This window comes from Rhizobium sp. AC27/96, assembly GCF_001692325.1.
Taxonomy (GTDB): Bacteria; Pseudomonadota; Alphaproteobacteria; order Rhizobiales; family Rhizobiaceae; genus Rhizobium.
In genome coordinates, this window is the sequence record NZ_LXKN01000001.1 from 455,315 (window position 1) to 469,072 (window position 13,758).

Annotated in this window: 15 protein-coding genes; 4 read left to right on the forward strand and 11 right to left on the reverse strand. The window is 59.1% G+C overall.

The features are described from left to right. Nucleotides 1–85: 85 nt before the first annotated feature. The 4 genes from A6U86_RS02275 to A6U86_RS02290 form a co-directional block, all read right to left on the reverse strand. Nucleotides 86–976, reverse strand: coding sequence for a polysaccharide deacetylase family protein (locus A6U86_RS02275; RefSeq protein WP_068385692.1), 891 nt, complete (start codon nucleotides 974–976; stop codon nucleotides 86–88). 105 nt (nucleotides 977–1,081) lie between these two features. Continuing rightward, nucleotides 1,082–2,971 carry an ABC-F family ATP-binding cassette domain-containing protein gene (locus A6U86_RS02280; protein WP_068385694.1) on the reverse strand — a complete coding sequence of 630 codons (1,890 nt, stop codon included), beginning with the start codon at nucleotides 2,969–2,971 and terminating at the stop codon, nucleotides 1,082–1,084. A 49-nt stretch (nucleotides 2,972–3,020) separates the two neighbouring features. Further along, nucleotides 3,021–3,527 carry a hypothetical protein gene (locus tag A6U86_RS02285; protein WP_068385696.1) on the reverse strand — a complete coding sequence of 169 codons (507 nt, stop codon included), beginning with the start codon at nucleotides 3,525–3,527 and terminating at the stop codon, nucleotides 3,021–3,023. 176 nt (nucleotides 3,528–3,703) lie between these two features. Continuing rightward, on the reverse strand, nucleotides 3,704–4,213 hold the full coding sequence (locus A6U86_RS02290) for a DinB family protein (protein ID WP_068387731.1): 510 nt from the start codon (nucleotides 4,211–4,213) through the stop codon (nucleotides 3,704–3,706). A gap of 191 nt (nucleotides 4,214–4,404) precedes the next feature. On the opposite strand from A6U86_RS02290, the gene ndk reads away from it, so the two are divergent. Then, a complete protein-coding gene (gene ndk, locus A6U86_RS02295) occupies nucleotides 4,405–4,827 on the forward strand; it encodes a nucleoside-diphosphate kinase (protein WP_068385698.1) in 423 nt (140 codons plus the stop codon). A gap of 72 nt (nucleotides 4,828–4,899) precedes the next feature. Here the strand turns inward: ndk and A6U86_RS02300 are convergent, their stop codons facing one another. Continuing rightward, a complete protein-coding gene (locus tag A6U86_RS02300; RefSeq protein WP_068385700.1) occupies nucleotides 4,900–5,409 on the reverse strand; it encodes a hypothetical protein in 510 nt (169 codons plus the stop codon). Next, complete coding sequence (locus A6U86_RS02305) at nucleotides 5,406–5,954, reverse strand: CGNR zinc finger domain-containing protein (RefSeq protein ID WP_068385702.1); 549 nt, start codon at nucleotides 5,952–5,954, stop codon at nucleotides 5,406–5,408. The genes A6U86_RS02300 and A6U86_RS02305 overlap by 4 nt, the downstream gene beginning before the upstream one ends. Nucleotides 5,955–6,020: 66 nt before the next feature. On the opposite strand from A6U86_RS02305, the gene A6U86_RS02310 reads away from it, so the two are divergent. Further along, entirely contained in the window at nucleotides 6,021–6,917 is an 897-nt protein-coding gene (locus tag A6U86_RS02310; protein ID WP_068385703.1) for a branched-chain amino acid ABC transporter permease, read from the forward strand. A 3-nt stretch (nucleotides 6,918–6,920) separates the two neighbouring features. On the opposite strand, the gene A6U86_RS02315 is transcribed toward A6U86_RS02310, so the two are convergent. From A6U86_RS02315 to A6U86_RS02335, 5 genes are all read right to left on the reverse strand, one after another. Beyond that, a complete protein-coding gene (locus tag A6U86_RS02315) occupies nucleotides 6,921–7,388 on the reverse strand; it encodes a molybdenum cofactor biosynthesis protein MoaE (RefSeq protein WP_068385704.1) in 468 nt (155 codons plus the stop codon). Nucleotides 7,389–7,512: 124 nt separating this feature from the next. Beyond that, a complete protein-coding gene (moaD, locus tag A6U86_RS02320; RefSeq protein WP_068387735.1) occupies nucleotides 7,513–7,767 on the reverse strand; it encodes a molybdopterin converting factor subunit 1 in 255 nt (84 codons plus the stop codon). Beyond that, the gene (gene pgsA, locus A6U86_RS02325) at nucleotides 7,767–8,354 is read right to left on the reverse strand and encodes a CDP-diacylglycerol--glycerol-3-phosphate 3-phosphatidyltransferase (RefSeq protein ID WP_068385705.1); all 588 of its coding nucleotides are present in this window, start codon (nucleotides 8,352–8,354) and stop codon (nucleotides 7,767–7,769) included. The genes moaD and pgsA overlap by 1 nt, the downstream gene beginning before the upstream one ends. A gap of 210 nt (nucleotides 8,355–8,564) precedes the next feature. Beyond that, nucleotides 8,565–10,607, reverse strand: a complete 2,043-nt coding sequence (gene uvrC / locus A6U86_RS02330) for an excinuclease ABC subunit UvrC (RefSeq protein ID WP_068385707.1) — start codon at nucleotides 10,605–10,607, stop codon at nucleotides 8,565–8,567. Then, nucleotides 10,604–11,371, reverse strand: a complete 768-nt coding sequence (locus A6U86_RS02335) for an SDR family oxidoreductase (RefSeq protein WP_068385709.1) — start codon at nucleotides 11,369–11,371, stop codon at nucleotides 10,604–10,606. Before A6U86_RS02335 ends, uvrC begins: the two co-directional genes overlap by 4 nt. A gap of 364 nt (nucleotides 11,372–11,735) precedes the next feature. Between A6U86_RS02335 and A6U86_RS02340 the strand changes: the two genes are divergently transcribed. Together A6U86_RS02340 and A6U86_RS02345 are read left to right on the forward strand one after the other, a co-directional pair. Continuing rightward, nucleotides 11,736–12,368: an outer membrane protein gene (locus A6U86_RS02340; RefSeq protein WP_068385711.1), complete on the forward strand. Its 633-nt coding sequence runs from the start codon at nucleotides 11,736–11,738 to the stop codon at nucleotides 12,366–12,368. A 164-nt stretch (nucleotides 12,369–12,532) separates the two neighbouring features. Continuing rightward, on the forward strand, nucleotides 12,533–13,747 hold the full coding sequence (locus A6U86_RS02345) for an RDD family protein (RefSeq protein ID WP_068387737.1): 1,215 nt from the start codon (nucleotides 12,533–12,535) through the stop codon (nucleotides 13,745–13,747). Nucleotides 13,748–13,758: the final 11 nt, after the last annotated feature.

Consider the following 13,758-nt stretch of genomic DNA (forward strand, 5'->3'; position numbering starts at 1 on the left):
CCCGCCACCAAATCAAAATACGGCCGCGGAAGCAACCATGCTTCCGCGGCCGTATTGACCATGGATTTTTCGGTGTTGACGGGTCTCAGCGTACCATCTTGATATCGGCCTGAGCGACGAGATTGGTCGCAGGGGCGGGAGCGTGCCGGTACTTGAGTGTCACCACCTTGTAGCCCTCTTTTTCCAGACGGGTGAGAAGGACCGGCAGCATTCTTACAGTCCGCTGGTGGATGTCGTGCATGAGAATGATGCCATGGCCGCGTTGATGCAGCTGTCTCATTGTGCGATCCGCCACAGCGGCGGGCGTCGAGGTGAAATAGTCCTTGCTGTCGACGTCGACGTCCATGACGATCATGCCGCGGTCGGCAATGGCTGTACGCAGGCGCTTCGAATCGGCGAGATAGGGGAAGCGGAAGAAGGGCACGTCGCTGCCGACGACCTTGGAGACGGCGTTCTTGCCCTTGGCAATCTCGGCCATCGCCATGTCGAAACTCATCTTGTCGAGGTCCGGATGGCGGAAGGTGTGGCTGCCGATCGTGTCGCCGCGAGCGGAGACCTCGCGGGCTGTTTCCGGATGAGCCAGCGCCATTTCGCCGACCATCATGAACGTCGCCTTGACGCCGAACTTGTCGAGCGTGGCAAGGATGCGTTCGGTCTTGCCGGGGGCAGGGCCGTCATCGAAGGTCAGGATCACTTCCTTGTCGGCCAGCCGGATATCCTTGAGTGAGGAGACTTCGAGCGTGCGGCCGACGAGATTGTGCGGGCCGTTGAGGCCTGCAAGATCGCGGGTCTCGAGATCGGCGACGAGCCACTTGTTCGGTTCCATCTCCACCGGGTCATTGGCTTTCAGCGGCTTATGGCGCGTCTCTTCTGCTGCATAGCCGGTCTTGAGCGAAGCTTCGCTGCCCGGCTTTGTGGCACATCCTCCCAGAGCCAGGGACACGGCAATGCCAGCCAGTAAAACGCGGTAGTTCATCGGAATCGCTCAACACTTATGTCAATGAAGGTTGAGCGTACTTTCCGTAATTATGGTTAATGATCGGTTAGGATCGGCTCCGAAACCATTAAGAATTCGCCGAGATCAGCCGGCCATGGCGCTTTCATATTCCGCTGAAAGTTCCAGCCATTGCTCTTCGGCCGCAGCGAGCTTTTCAGCGGCATCCGCGCGCTGCTTCGCCTTCTCCGCAGCCTTGGCGGGCGCCTTCTCGTAAAGGGCGGGGTCTGCAAGTTCCACATCAAGCGCCTGAATCAGTTTCTCAAGCTTGGCGGTCAAGGATTCGATTTCGTTGATCTTCTTCTTAAGCGGCGCCTGCGAAGCACGGCGCTCGGCAGCGAGCTTGCGCTGATCTGCCTTGGAGACGGAATCGTCGCCGGCATTTGCCTTGGCCTTGTCATCGCGCGGCTTCGGGCTCGCAACGACGAGGCTGCGATAATCTTCAAGATCTCCGTCGAAGACCGAAACGGTGCCGTCGCGCACCAGCCACAGCCGGTCGACCGTCGCCTCGATCAGATGGCGGTCATGCGAGATGAGGATGACGGCGCCGGAATAATCGTTCAGCGCCTGTATCAAAGCATTGCGGCTGTCGATATCCAGATGGTTCGTGGGTTCGTCGAGGATCAGCAGGTTCGGCGCATCGAAGGCGGCGAGGCCCATCAGCAGTCGTGCCTTCTCGCCGCCGGAGAGGTCCTTGACCTGTGTGTCCATCTTCTCCGTTGCCAGGCCCATCTGCGCGACGCGAGAGCGCACTTTCGCTTCCGGCGTCTCGGGCATGCGGCGGCGAACATGCTCGACAGCCGTCTGGTTTGGAATGAGATCATCGAGCTGGTGCTGGGCGAAGAAGCCGATCTTCAGGCTAGGCGCCAGCTTCACATCGCCGCTCTCGGCGTTAAGCCGGCCGGAGATGAATTTCGCGAAGGTCGATTTGCCGTTACCGTTCGAGCCGAGCAGGGCGATGCGGTCATCGGCATCGATACGCAGGTTCAGACGCTTCAGGATCGGCTTTTCCGGCTCGTAGCCGACGGCGCCGCCGCTAACCGCGATGATGGGCGAGGCGGGCTGCTTTTCGGGCTCCGGAAAGCTGAAGCCCATGACGTGATCTTCGATGACGGAGGCGACGGTCCCCATCCGCTCCAGCGCCTTGACGCGCGACTGCGCCTGCCGCGCCTTTGAGGCTTTGGCCTTGAAGCGGTCGATGAAGCTCTGCAGATGTTTGCGCGCCGCGTCGTTCTTGGCTTTCGCCTTCGTCTGCAACTCGTCGGCCTCGGCCTTCTGCCGCTCGAACTGATCGTAGGAGCCGCGATAGAAGGTGAGTTTCTTCTGGTCGAGATGGACGATGGAATTGACCGCCGTGTTCAGCAGGTCGCGGTCATGCGAGATGATGATGACGGTATGCGGGTAGCGGCGAATATAGTCCTCGAGCCAGAGCGTGCCTTCGAGGTCGAGATAGTTTGTCGGTTCGTCGAGCAGCAGCAGATCCGGCTCGGAAAACAGCACGGCCGCGAGCGCCACGCGCATGCGCCAGCCGCCGGAGAACGAGGAGGCCGGGCGCTTCTGCGCTTCGTGGTCGAAGCCTAGGCCGGCGAGGATGCTGGCGGCACGCGCTTCGGCCGAATGCGCGCCGATATCGGCAAGCCGCGTCTGGATGTCGGCGATGCGGTGCGGGTCGGTTGCCGTCTCGGCTTCCACGAGCAGGGCCGCGCGCTCCTTGTCGGCCGCAAGCACGATATCGATCAGCGGCTCTTCCGTGCCGGGTGCTTCCTGCGCGACCTGGCCGATGCGGGCATTGCGCGGGATGGAGACCGAACCGCTTTCGGATGCGAAATCGCCTGTAATGATCCTGAACAGTGTGGATTTGCCCGCGCCATTCTTGCCGACGAGGCCAGCCTTCGTGCCCGCCGGAAGCGTCACGTTGGCATGGTCGATGAGAAGGCGGCCGGCAATGCGGGCGGAAAGGTCTGAAATCGAAATCATGGCGCGGTTTTGGCCGAACTCGGCGCCGAAGGCAAGAGTGTGAAAGCGCTCAGGCGTCTGCGCGGAGGGCTGCTTTCGGCAGATGGGCGCAGTTCTTCAGCCTCTCGGTCAACTCGGTCTCGTAGAGCATCAGATTGCTCAGGGAGGCGTTGAGGCTGTCGAGCGTCGCATTGACATCCGGAATCGTTGCGATCTCGCGGGTGAAATGCTGCTTTTTCATCAGCCCCTTGGCGAGCTGATCCGCCACTTCGCGCAGCATCTCGGCTGCATCGTTTTCGGATTTGCGTGCCACCAGTCCGCAATGGCTGACGAGGCGATGCTTCATGCCGATCTCGTCGAGCCTGCCCTGCGAGGGCTGGGGGCCAAGCGCCTCGATCTCTTCGGCAAGACAGCGGTCCTGCCCAAAGAGCGCTTCATGGAAGAGTTGATAGTTGCGCGGCAGGTTCCGGATTTTCAGCCGCGTCATGAAGCGGCCGATGGCCTCGAGCTCGGTTTCTCCTTCACCGTCAGCATTGTCGGTGAAATGCCTGGAAACACCTGTCTGCGAACTCTTCATGCCTGCTCTCTGACTGCCGCTCGGTCGATATATCTCTCCAATTTGCAGGTGCGCAGGTTAAGGCAGCATGAACAAAACGGCTTATCGGCTTGGCCACGCAACAAAATGAGGCATATGCTCAACGCATGGGCGAGGTCTGGAAATACCGGCTCGCCCAATGCTTACATCGCCGATGCCTATATCCACTGCTGCCCTTCGGTGCGCTGGAAGTGCAAGAGGTCCAGCACCAGCGATGGCTTGCCCATCGACGTCAGGATCGTGTGGCATTGGCCGCGGTGGTGGGTGTGATGGTTGAACATATGCCCCACTGCCAGGTGAAGCGGGTGGGTGATGGCGCCCGGTCGCAGGACGGATGTATAGGTGATGTCGGTGGCGAGAGCGGCGGCATCGAGCGTATCGACCCAATCCATGATGCGCCTATCCTCCATTTCACGCGCTGCACGAAGGCCTTCGAGATCGTCATGCAGCACGAGGCCCAGTGCTTTCGGTATTTCGCCGGTGCCGCTGAAGCGCTGCATCCACAATCGGTCCGCCACCAGGAGATGGTTCAGCGTGCCGTGGAGCGAACCGAAGAAGGCGCCACGGTCTTCGTGGAGCTCCGCGTCGCTGAGGTCTGCCGCGGCATCATAGACCTGAACATTCGCCCAGCGATTATAGTCGGCAAGCATCCTGAAATACTCAAGCATATCGTTCTCCTCCATTGTGATGGTGATGTTATCGCGAAGTTCGGCAATGGGCAGCCGCTTCGTGGCCTCACGGATCGCGAATCGGCGGCCCGTACTGTGACAGCGGCGTGAAATTGGCCCATACCCCTTGTTTTCGGGCTGTGGGGCGGGTAAAGACCGCCCACTTTTCTCTGATTACAAGGAATGGATCCATGGCGATTGAACGTACTTTCTCGATGATCAAGCCGGACGCAACGAAGCGCAACCTCACCGGCGCCATCACCAAGATTTTTGAAGACAACGGCCTGCGCGTCATCGCCTCCAAGCGCGTCTGGATGAGCAAGCGCGAAGCCGAAGGCTTCTACGCCGTCCACAAGGAACGCCCCTTCTTCGGCGAACTCGTCGAAGGCATGACCTCCGGCCCGACCGTCGTTCAGGTTCTGGAAGGCGAAGGCGCCATCCTGAAGAACCGCGAAATCATGGGCGCGACCAACCCGGCCAACGCTGCTGAAGGCACGATCCGCAAGATCCATGCCCTGTCGATCGGCGAAAATTCCGTTCATGGCTCCGACGCTCCGGAAACGGCTGCTGTCGAAATCGCTTACTGGTTCTCCGAAACCGAAGTTGTCGGCTGAATCGGCCTCCCAGCGAAAACGCTGAGCGATTTGAATTGACTCATGAAAGCCGGGATCGCATCCCGGCTTTTTTCATGCGGGGCAAGCGGCATCATGCCCATAGTCGGTGCTGCCGTCGCCCTTGAAGACCTCCGGATTGGCGGTATAGACCGGGCCGACGACGAGCGGCTTGGTCGGCAGCACCGTCTGATCGAGATCGGATTTCACCTCGGTTTTGATCGTCTGGATCGTCTTGTTGCTGGCATCTACGAGCTTGATCGAGACGGAATAGGGGCGATCCTTGCGCACGCAGCGTAGGTCCGGGCTTTCGAGCGTGATCTTGTCCCAGAAGGAATAGATCTTCTCGCGGATCACAAGCGGATCGCCACCGGCTGGATTTTCGAATTCCGCGACAGCCGTCGTCCCCTCGGGAATTGGAGCGATCTTCTTGAGCGTGACCATGTAGCTGGCGCTTGCCACGCGATAGTTGAAGACGAAGAGGCGGCCGCTGAGCTGGGTCGGACCTTCATCGTCCTTCCTCTGGCAGCTGGCCAGCGCCAGCGCTGCGATCGTGGTTGATAGGACGATCGTTCGAATTTTCATGGTGCCGTCTCCTCCTTCTTGCGCCGGTAGTGCCGGCTTGCCTTGGCGCGGTTGCCGCAGACCGCCATGTCGCACCAGGCGCGGCTTTTGTTCTTGCTGCGATCGATGAAGAGCCAGCCGCAGTTGCCGCAGATTTTCATGCGTTCGGGATCGGGCATGGCGATCAGCCGCAGCGTCGAATGCACCGTCGCGGCATCAAGCCCATCGGACGACGCGCGCTTGAGAACTTTCGCCAGCACAGCCAGGAGTTCGGCCAGCAGCATGTCGGCCATCTCGCCCTGAACGCGGGCGCGAAAGTAGCGATCGATCGCTTCGCGCAAGCCGATGAAGTCCGTCCTGTTCTCGCGCACCACAGGCAGAATATCGCCAAACAAGGCCCGCTCGGCGCAGAAATTCGCCGCCGCCTTCGGAAAGCTTTCCATCTGGCCTGCCGCCTCGAACCGGTCGACACGCCGCTCGTCGTCGTGACGCAGGATGACGCTGTTGGCGACATCAAGCGCCAAGGCGCCACCGGAAAAGCGATGCGGGGTCCAGGAAAAGCTCATGCCGAAAATTATAACTGGTAAAATTGATTTTGCCAGTTACTATTTGCCAATCCTTCGGAGGGGCGAATGGCTTATCTTCTGCAGCAGTTGGCGAACGCGGTTCCGCTTGCCGCGCTTTATGCCGCGCTGGCCTTCGGCTATGCCATTGCTTTCGGCGTGATGAAGCGGGCCGATATCACCTACGGTGCGCTGTTCGCCTTCGCCGGCCAGATGCTCGTGCTGTTCACCGATGTCGGCTACACCCGGATGTACCTGATCCTGCCGGCCGCCTTCACGTTCGGCGCGATCATTGCGGCGGCCTATACGCTCGGCACCGGCTTTCTCGTCGGCCGCTCGATCATGCTGCCTCTTGCGCGTAAGTCGCCGAATACGGTCATCGTCGCGGCACTCGGCATGATGATCATCCTGATGGAGACGGCGCGGCTTGCCTCAAACACGCGCGGCATCTGGCTGCCACCCTTCCTGAACGGAGCGATCGTCTTTTGGGATAGCGGCGACTTCCGGGTGACGCTGACCGAGATCCAGCTGATCAATACGGCGCTGATGATCATGGTGATCGCTGCCGGCGCCTATGTCCTGAAGTGTACGGGATGGGGCCGCATCTGGCGGGCTGTGACCGACGACGCGCTGGCCGCCGAGCTTTGCGGCACAAGCGCCAATCGCGTCTTCCTGATGGCCTACGTCGCCTCGGCACTGGTCGCGACCATTTGCGGGCTGCTGGCCACTTCCTATTACGGCACGATGGATTTCGGGGCAGGGCTTATGTTCGGGCTCAAGGTGCTGATGATCGCGGCAGTTGGTGGCTATTCCGACCCGCTGAAGTCGGCGGCGGGTGCCGCGCTGCTCGGCCTGGGGGAGACGATGTGGGGGGCTTACGGCCCTTTCCTGTGGCGCGACTTCGTCATCTTCTCACTGCTCGTTCTGCTGCTGATATGGAGCCGACGCGAGCGGGTCGTTCCCTGACGTCTATTTTTTTCCGTCCCATTTGGCGCGGGCGCTATCATCCTTGCGTTTGGCAGAAATCCAGTCGCCTGTCGTGCCGTCCTTGGCATGTTCCTTCTTCCAGAAGGGAGCCGAGGTCTTCAGGAAATCCATGACGAAATTGGCGCCGTCGAAAGCAGCCTGCCGATGTGGTGCTGCGGCGATGACGAGGACGATGTTTTCGCCAGGCACGATCTTGCCGTAGCGATGGATGGCGGTCAGGCCGAGAAGCCCGAAGCGCTCAATGGCAAGGTTGGCGATGCGGGTGATTTCCGCCTCCGCCATGCCGGGATAATGCTCGAGTTCAAGCGCGCCGAGCGTGCCGCCATCATCGCGGCAGAGCCCGGAAAATGTCACCACGGCGCCGACGTCGAGCCGCCCCTGTGTCAGCCGGTCGATCTCCGCCTGGAGATCGAAATCTTCCTGCTGAACTTTGACAAATGGTGAAATCATCGCAATTTCCTTGTCGCCCTCCGAAACGGTCTGAGGAGCTTCCCGGCCCTTCGCTTTGGCTCAGGGCGTTCGTCGCTGCAATCGATTCACTGGATCGATTGCTCGGGCGTTGCCCGACCGCTCTTCACCCCCCAGTCATCGGAGGAAAGAGCCCGATCTCGCTCGCGCCGGCGATCGGCTCGTCATGATCGGCGTGTTCCATGTTGATGGCGACGCGGATCGCTTCCGGAAACTGCAGTGCCGCTTCGTATTCTTCGCCCAAGGTCTTCAAATGGTTGAGGAGATCGCCGACGGTGATCACCTCGGCAGGTAGGGAAATCTCCTCCTCGGCCTTGCCGATCCGCTCGCGCACCCAGGCGAAATAAACGAGCTTCGTCATCATTCATTGTCCACGATATGCTTCAGGCCGGCGCGGAAATAATCGTAGCCGGTATAGATGGTGAGCAGCGCCGCGACCCAGAGCAGAAGGATGCCGATCTCCGTGGTGTAGGGCAGCACCTTGTCACCGGCCGGTCCGGCCAGAAGGAAGGCGATGGCCACAAGCTGCGCGGTCGTCTTCCATTTCGCGATACGCGTCACGGGAACGCTCACCTTCAATGCGGCCAGATATTCGCGCAAGCCCGATACCAGTATTTCACGGCAGAGAATGATGATCGCAGCCCAGAGCGACCAGCCGGCAATGGTGCCGTCGGCTGCCACCAGAAGCAGGATCGAGGCGACCAGCAGCTTGTCGGCAATCGGGTCCAGCATACGGCCGATATTCGAGGTCTGGTTCCAGATGCGCGCGAGATAGCCGTCGAGAAAGTCGGTGAGCGAGGCGATGACGAAGATCCAGAGCGCAACCCACCGCGCGAAATCGGAACCTTCCAGCTTGCCTTCGATGAAGAAGCACAGAACGATCAGGGGTACGCAGAGGATGCGGCCGTAGGTGAGCAGATTGGGGATGCTGTAAGCGCGCGAAGCCATGGAAATCGTTTCGTTTCAGTTGTATCGGCGGATTTTGATGAGCCTCTATTCAAGCCCCATCTCGTCCCGGCCTCTTGATTGAGCATGATCTGGTCCAAAAACCGCTCCGCACTTTTTGGGACCATGCTTAGATGATGGTTTGACTAGTCTATCGTCAACATTGTTTCTGTTTTTTCACCGCTATTGCGTGGAATTTGCGACCGAGATTTCTTATTTCGCGGCGTCCTCGTGGAAATGATTGTAAACCTGCCGTGCCACGGCCTCCGATATGCCTTCCACGGCCATCAGATCGGAGAGGGCGGCGCGCGATACGGCTTTGGCAGTGCCGAAATGCTGGAGAAGTGCCCGCTTGCGCGAAGGGCCGATGCCGCCGATCTCGTCCAGCGGGTTCTTCACCATCTCCTTCTTGCGTCTGGCGCGATGCGAGCCGATGGCGAAACGGTGGGCTTCGTCGCGCAGGCGCTGGATGAAATAAAGTACCGGATCGCGCGGCGGCAGGGTGAAGCTCTCTCGCGCAGGAGCAAAGAAGCGCTCGCGCCCGGCATCGCGGTCGACACCCTTGGCAACGCCGATGGCGATGACGCTGTCGGTAATGCCCAGCTCCTCGAGAATGGCGCGCACGGCGGTCATCTGCCCCTGGCCACCATCGATGAGGATGATGTCGGGCCAGGCGGGGAAGGGCTGGTCGGCCGCATCGGCGGCGGAAGCCTCGGTTACGGCACTGCGGTCGGGCTTGCCCTCTTCCTTCAGCAGCCGGGAGAAGCGACGGGTCATCACTTCGCGCATCATTCCGAAGTCGTCGCCGGGCGTGATATCGGTCGATTTGATGTTGAACTTGCGGTATTGGCCTTTGACGAAGCCTTCAGGTCCCGCCACGACCATGCCGCCGACGGCATTCGTGCCCATGATATGGGAGTTGTCGTAGATCTCGATGCGCTGCGGCACGTAAGGAAGCTTGAAGGTTTCCTTGAAGCCCTCAAGCAGCCGCGATTGCGAAGCCGTCTCCGCCAGCTTGCGGCCATGCGCCTCACGGGCATTGGCAACGACATGCTCCACAAGATCGCGCTTCTCGCCGCGTTGCGGCACGAGGATCGAAACCTTGTGGCCGGTCTTCTCGCTCAGTGCTGTTGCCAGCAGCTCGATTTCCTCGACGGTCTCCGAAAGCAGGATCTGCTTGGGAACCGGCTTGTCATCATAGAATTGCGCCAGGAAGGCGTTCAGCACCTCGGCGCCTGACAGCGATGGGTCGGCCTTCGGGAAATAGGCGCGGTTGCCCCAGTTCTGCCCGGTGCGGAAGAAGAAGACCTGGATGCAGGAGATGCCGCCCTCATGGTGGATGGCGAAGACATCTGCCTCCTCGACTCCGGCCGGGTTGATGCCCTGGTGGCTCTGCACATGCGATAGTGCCGCCAGCCGGTCGCGAAAGACGGCGGCGCGCTCGAAATCGAGATCTTCGGCGGCGGCGTTCATCTCTTCGGCCATGTGCGCCTTGACGTTCTGGCTCTTGCCGGAAAGGAAATCCTTCGCCTCCTGCACCAGCTCGGCATACCCTGCATCGCTGATCTCATGCGTGCAGGGCCCCGAACAGCGCTTGATCTGATAGAGCAGACAGGGCCGGGTTCGCGTTTCGAACACGCTGTCGGCGCAGGTGCGGATCAAGAAGGCGCGCTGCAGCGAATTGATGGTGCGTCCGACGGCACCGGCCGATGCGAAGGGACCGAAATAATCTCCCTTGCGGGCGCGCGCCCCACGATGCTTGAAAATGGCGGGTGCGCGCCGGTCGCCAGTAATCAGGATATAAGGGAACGACTTGTCATCCCGCAGTAGGACATTGAAGCGCGGCCGCAAGCGCTTGATCAGATTCGCTTCCAGCAGCAGCGCTTCCGTCTCGGTGCGGGTGGTGACGAACTCCATATTGGCGGTTTCGCGCACCATGCGGGCGATGCGGTTGGAATGCCCGCGGCCCATGGCATAGTTGGCGACACGCTTCTTCAGGCTGCGCGCCTTGCCGACATAGAGCACGTCGCCGGCTTCGTTGAACATGCGGTAAACACCGGGATTGTTCGGCAGCCGCTTGACGAATTCGGCGATCAGTTCCGCGCCGCGAAGCCCGGTTTCGTTCTTGCCGCCTTCGTTCCAGTCGACGGGCACGACAGGGGAGGCGGCGGCATCGCCCTCTACGTCGATGTCGTCTTCTATATCATCCGATTCGTCGTAGAGAATGCCGCCGTCGGGCAGCTTTCTTCCATTCATTCCGCACTCTCCGCCACATCAGGCGTTTCCCAGGCAAGATGCTGGCCGCCATCGAGCGCTATCATTTGGCCCGTGATCGAGGGCGTGTCAAAAAGAAAGCGGATGGTGCGGCCGAATTCCTCCAGCCCTGGCGCCGCCTTTAATATGAGGCCGTCGATCTGCGCCTGAAAGTCCTCCTCCGACTGTCGAACGCTGCGCACGGTCGGGCCCGGGCCGATGGCGTTGACGCGGATGCGAGGTGCAAAGCTTTGGGCCATCGTCTGAGTCGCGGCCCAGAGTGCTGCCTTCGATAGTGTATAGGAGTAGAAGCGGGGGTTCAGTGCCCAGACCCTCTGGTCGACCATGTTGACGATCAATCCCGGAAGGGGCTCAGGAAGCTGCCGGACGAAATCGGCAGCGAGGATGGAGGGCGCGCGGACATGCACGGCGAAATGCGCCTCGAAGGCTTCCGCATCGAAACGCTCGGCGGAATCACCGAGGAAGGCGGAGGCGTTATTGACCAACAAATCGATCGGACCAAGCTCGTCTTTGACTCTTTCGACAAGGGTTGACGTCTCCACAAAATTTTGCAGGTCAGCCTTGATCGCAATCGCCTTTCTGCCCGTTTGCTGCAATTTTGCCGCAATCTCCGCAGCCTCGGCGAATGATTGATGAGCATGCAGCGCTACTGAAAAGCCATTAGCCGACAAATCCTCGGCGATTGCCCGGCCTATTCTTTTCGATGCGCCTGTGATCAGCGCCGTTCGTAGTTTTTCCTGGCTCAAGATGCTGCCTTCTTCTCGTCGTTACCCGGTCGACGCTCATATAGGGTGCCGATACACCATATGAAAAGGTGTTGAAACGAATGACACTCTCGGCGCGTCTTATGTAAAGCTTGAGTTATAGTTCGATTAAAATAAGTATACACGGTTTAACCATTGGTTATGGTTAACAATTCATCTGTTGCGATGAAGCAACATCGAAATTCAGCCACCTCTGTGCCACAATGATATCATATTTTGGCTCTTCCAATTCCTCATTTGCACTCCAATTTCAATCTCGATCCGGGAGGGATTTGTTTTAATTGCTCGTGACGCTTCGAAGTCACCGTTTGTAGATGAAGCGCACGAGACTGATAAGGAGAAAAGTATGCGTACTCTCGTAACGACCCTCATGGTCTCCGCTTTCGCTCTCGGCGGCTTTACCGCAGCTCACGCTGCAGACGCTGTTGAGCAGATTCCGCAGCCGCCCGTCGCCCAGGATGCCCCTCCGGCCGTTAACAACTGGTCTGGCTTCTACATCGGTGGTGCTGGCGACTGGAACAAGGGCCACTTCAGCCACAACGGCAACGCCTATGGTTTCGGCGGCCAGGCTTTCACCGGCTACAACTGGCAGCAGGGCCAGATCGTATACGGCGTTGAAGCTGACCTCGGCTACTCCGGCGCTGACAGCACCCGCAACGGCCTGACCGCCAAGAATGGCGTCAACGGCTCGGTTCGCGGTCGTATCGGTTACGACTTCAACCCGTTCATGCTGTACGGCACGGCTGGTCTGGCTCTCGGCCAGAACAAGCTCTCCGACGATACCTCGTCTGAAAGCAAGACGGCTGTTGGTTACACGGTTGGTGCAGGTGCTGAAACCTTCATCACCAACAACATCACGGCTCGCCTCGAATACCGTTACACGGACTACGGCAAGAAGGACTTCAACCTCGACTCCGGCAGCTTCTCGCGCGGCTACGACGAGCAGAGCGTTAAGGTTGGTATCGGCGTAAAGTTCTAATCACTTGACGGCATTGAATGAGGAAAAAGTCGGGGCTCTTGCCCCGGCTTTTTCTGTTTCACATTGATTTTCGCGTGGACGCTGCTCCGAATTCCTTCAACTTGGCCGTTTGAATTTTTTGTCGATGTCCGTCTATATGGTTGTAGTTGGGCGGGGGCATATACATGGCGAAGTGGCACTACGCGGTAGGAGATGGCTATCGAGAACCGATTGAGGAAGATGAGGTACGCGCACTGATTCAATCAGGAACGGTGAAAGGTGAAACGCTTTTGCGGGCGTCCGGGGCAAATAGGTGGTTGCCTGCCCGGGACATTGAGGAGTTCACAAGCGCTTTTGTGCAACCACAACCTCTGCCGTCACTACCAAGCGCAGCGGCAGTCACCATAGCTGAAAACTCTGGCTTATCGACTTACGCTGGCCCATGGCCACGTTTCTGGGCGAGGCTCATCGACAATTTAATCGTGCTGCCGGTGCTTGGGTTTGTGCTTACCTTTGCAAGCGCGCTTTATGCGCCGGCTTGGTATGTCAAAATTATAAAAACGAGCGATACCGTCTGGGGGGTCTGTCTTTTGCCCGTCGTAGCTTTAGTGCTCGCACTGATAATGGCACTGACGGGGACGACGGTAGGCAAGGCAATATTCGGGATACGTGTGGATGCCCCAAAGGGCAAAGGTAGGCTAAAGTTTTTTCTCGCTCGGGAGTTAAAGGTATGGTTCACAGGCCTCGGGCTCGGTATCCCAATCGTTTCACTTATTACCCAAATCCGTCAGTATCGCCAGGTGGCAGCCGGAAAGCCGGCGAGCTATGATCAAGGCGGTGCTGGCGTCGTTGGAAGACCGTCGAAGTTCCGTATTGGCGTAGGAATATTTGTCGCTTTGAGCCTGTACGGTTTCGTGATGTACCAGCAAGCCGAAGACATATGGGCTAATCGCAATATTTACGCGACCCAACTCTGGACCAATCCTGTCAGCAATCGCACCGCCCACATTGCCAAGATGTGGCGGGGAGAGGAGTTCAAGGTAGACGGTGGCCGTATGTTCTACTTTGCGGCGAACGCGCAACTTGCAGAGGCGCTTTTGGGTTATGAACAGTTGGAGTCGGACGGCATTACTAACCTTGCCTATGCCAATGCCGTCGGCAGCGCGTTAGCCCCGGATGTTAGTATCACTTCCGATTGGAAGCGGGTCATAGTTTACGGATATCCCAGTCTTCGTGCTACCGGCAAGAGTATCAGGGACAATGATACCAGCGTGGAAATTACCGTTTTGGTTATCCGAAGACATGCCTGGAGAACGCTTGTTTTTGCGCGGGGACGGCCCGTGGCGGATTTGCCGGGTAGCAGCGAATTTGTTGAAGCCGCATTCACGACGGTTGATTGACGCCAATCATC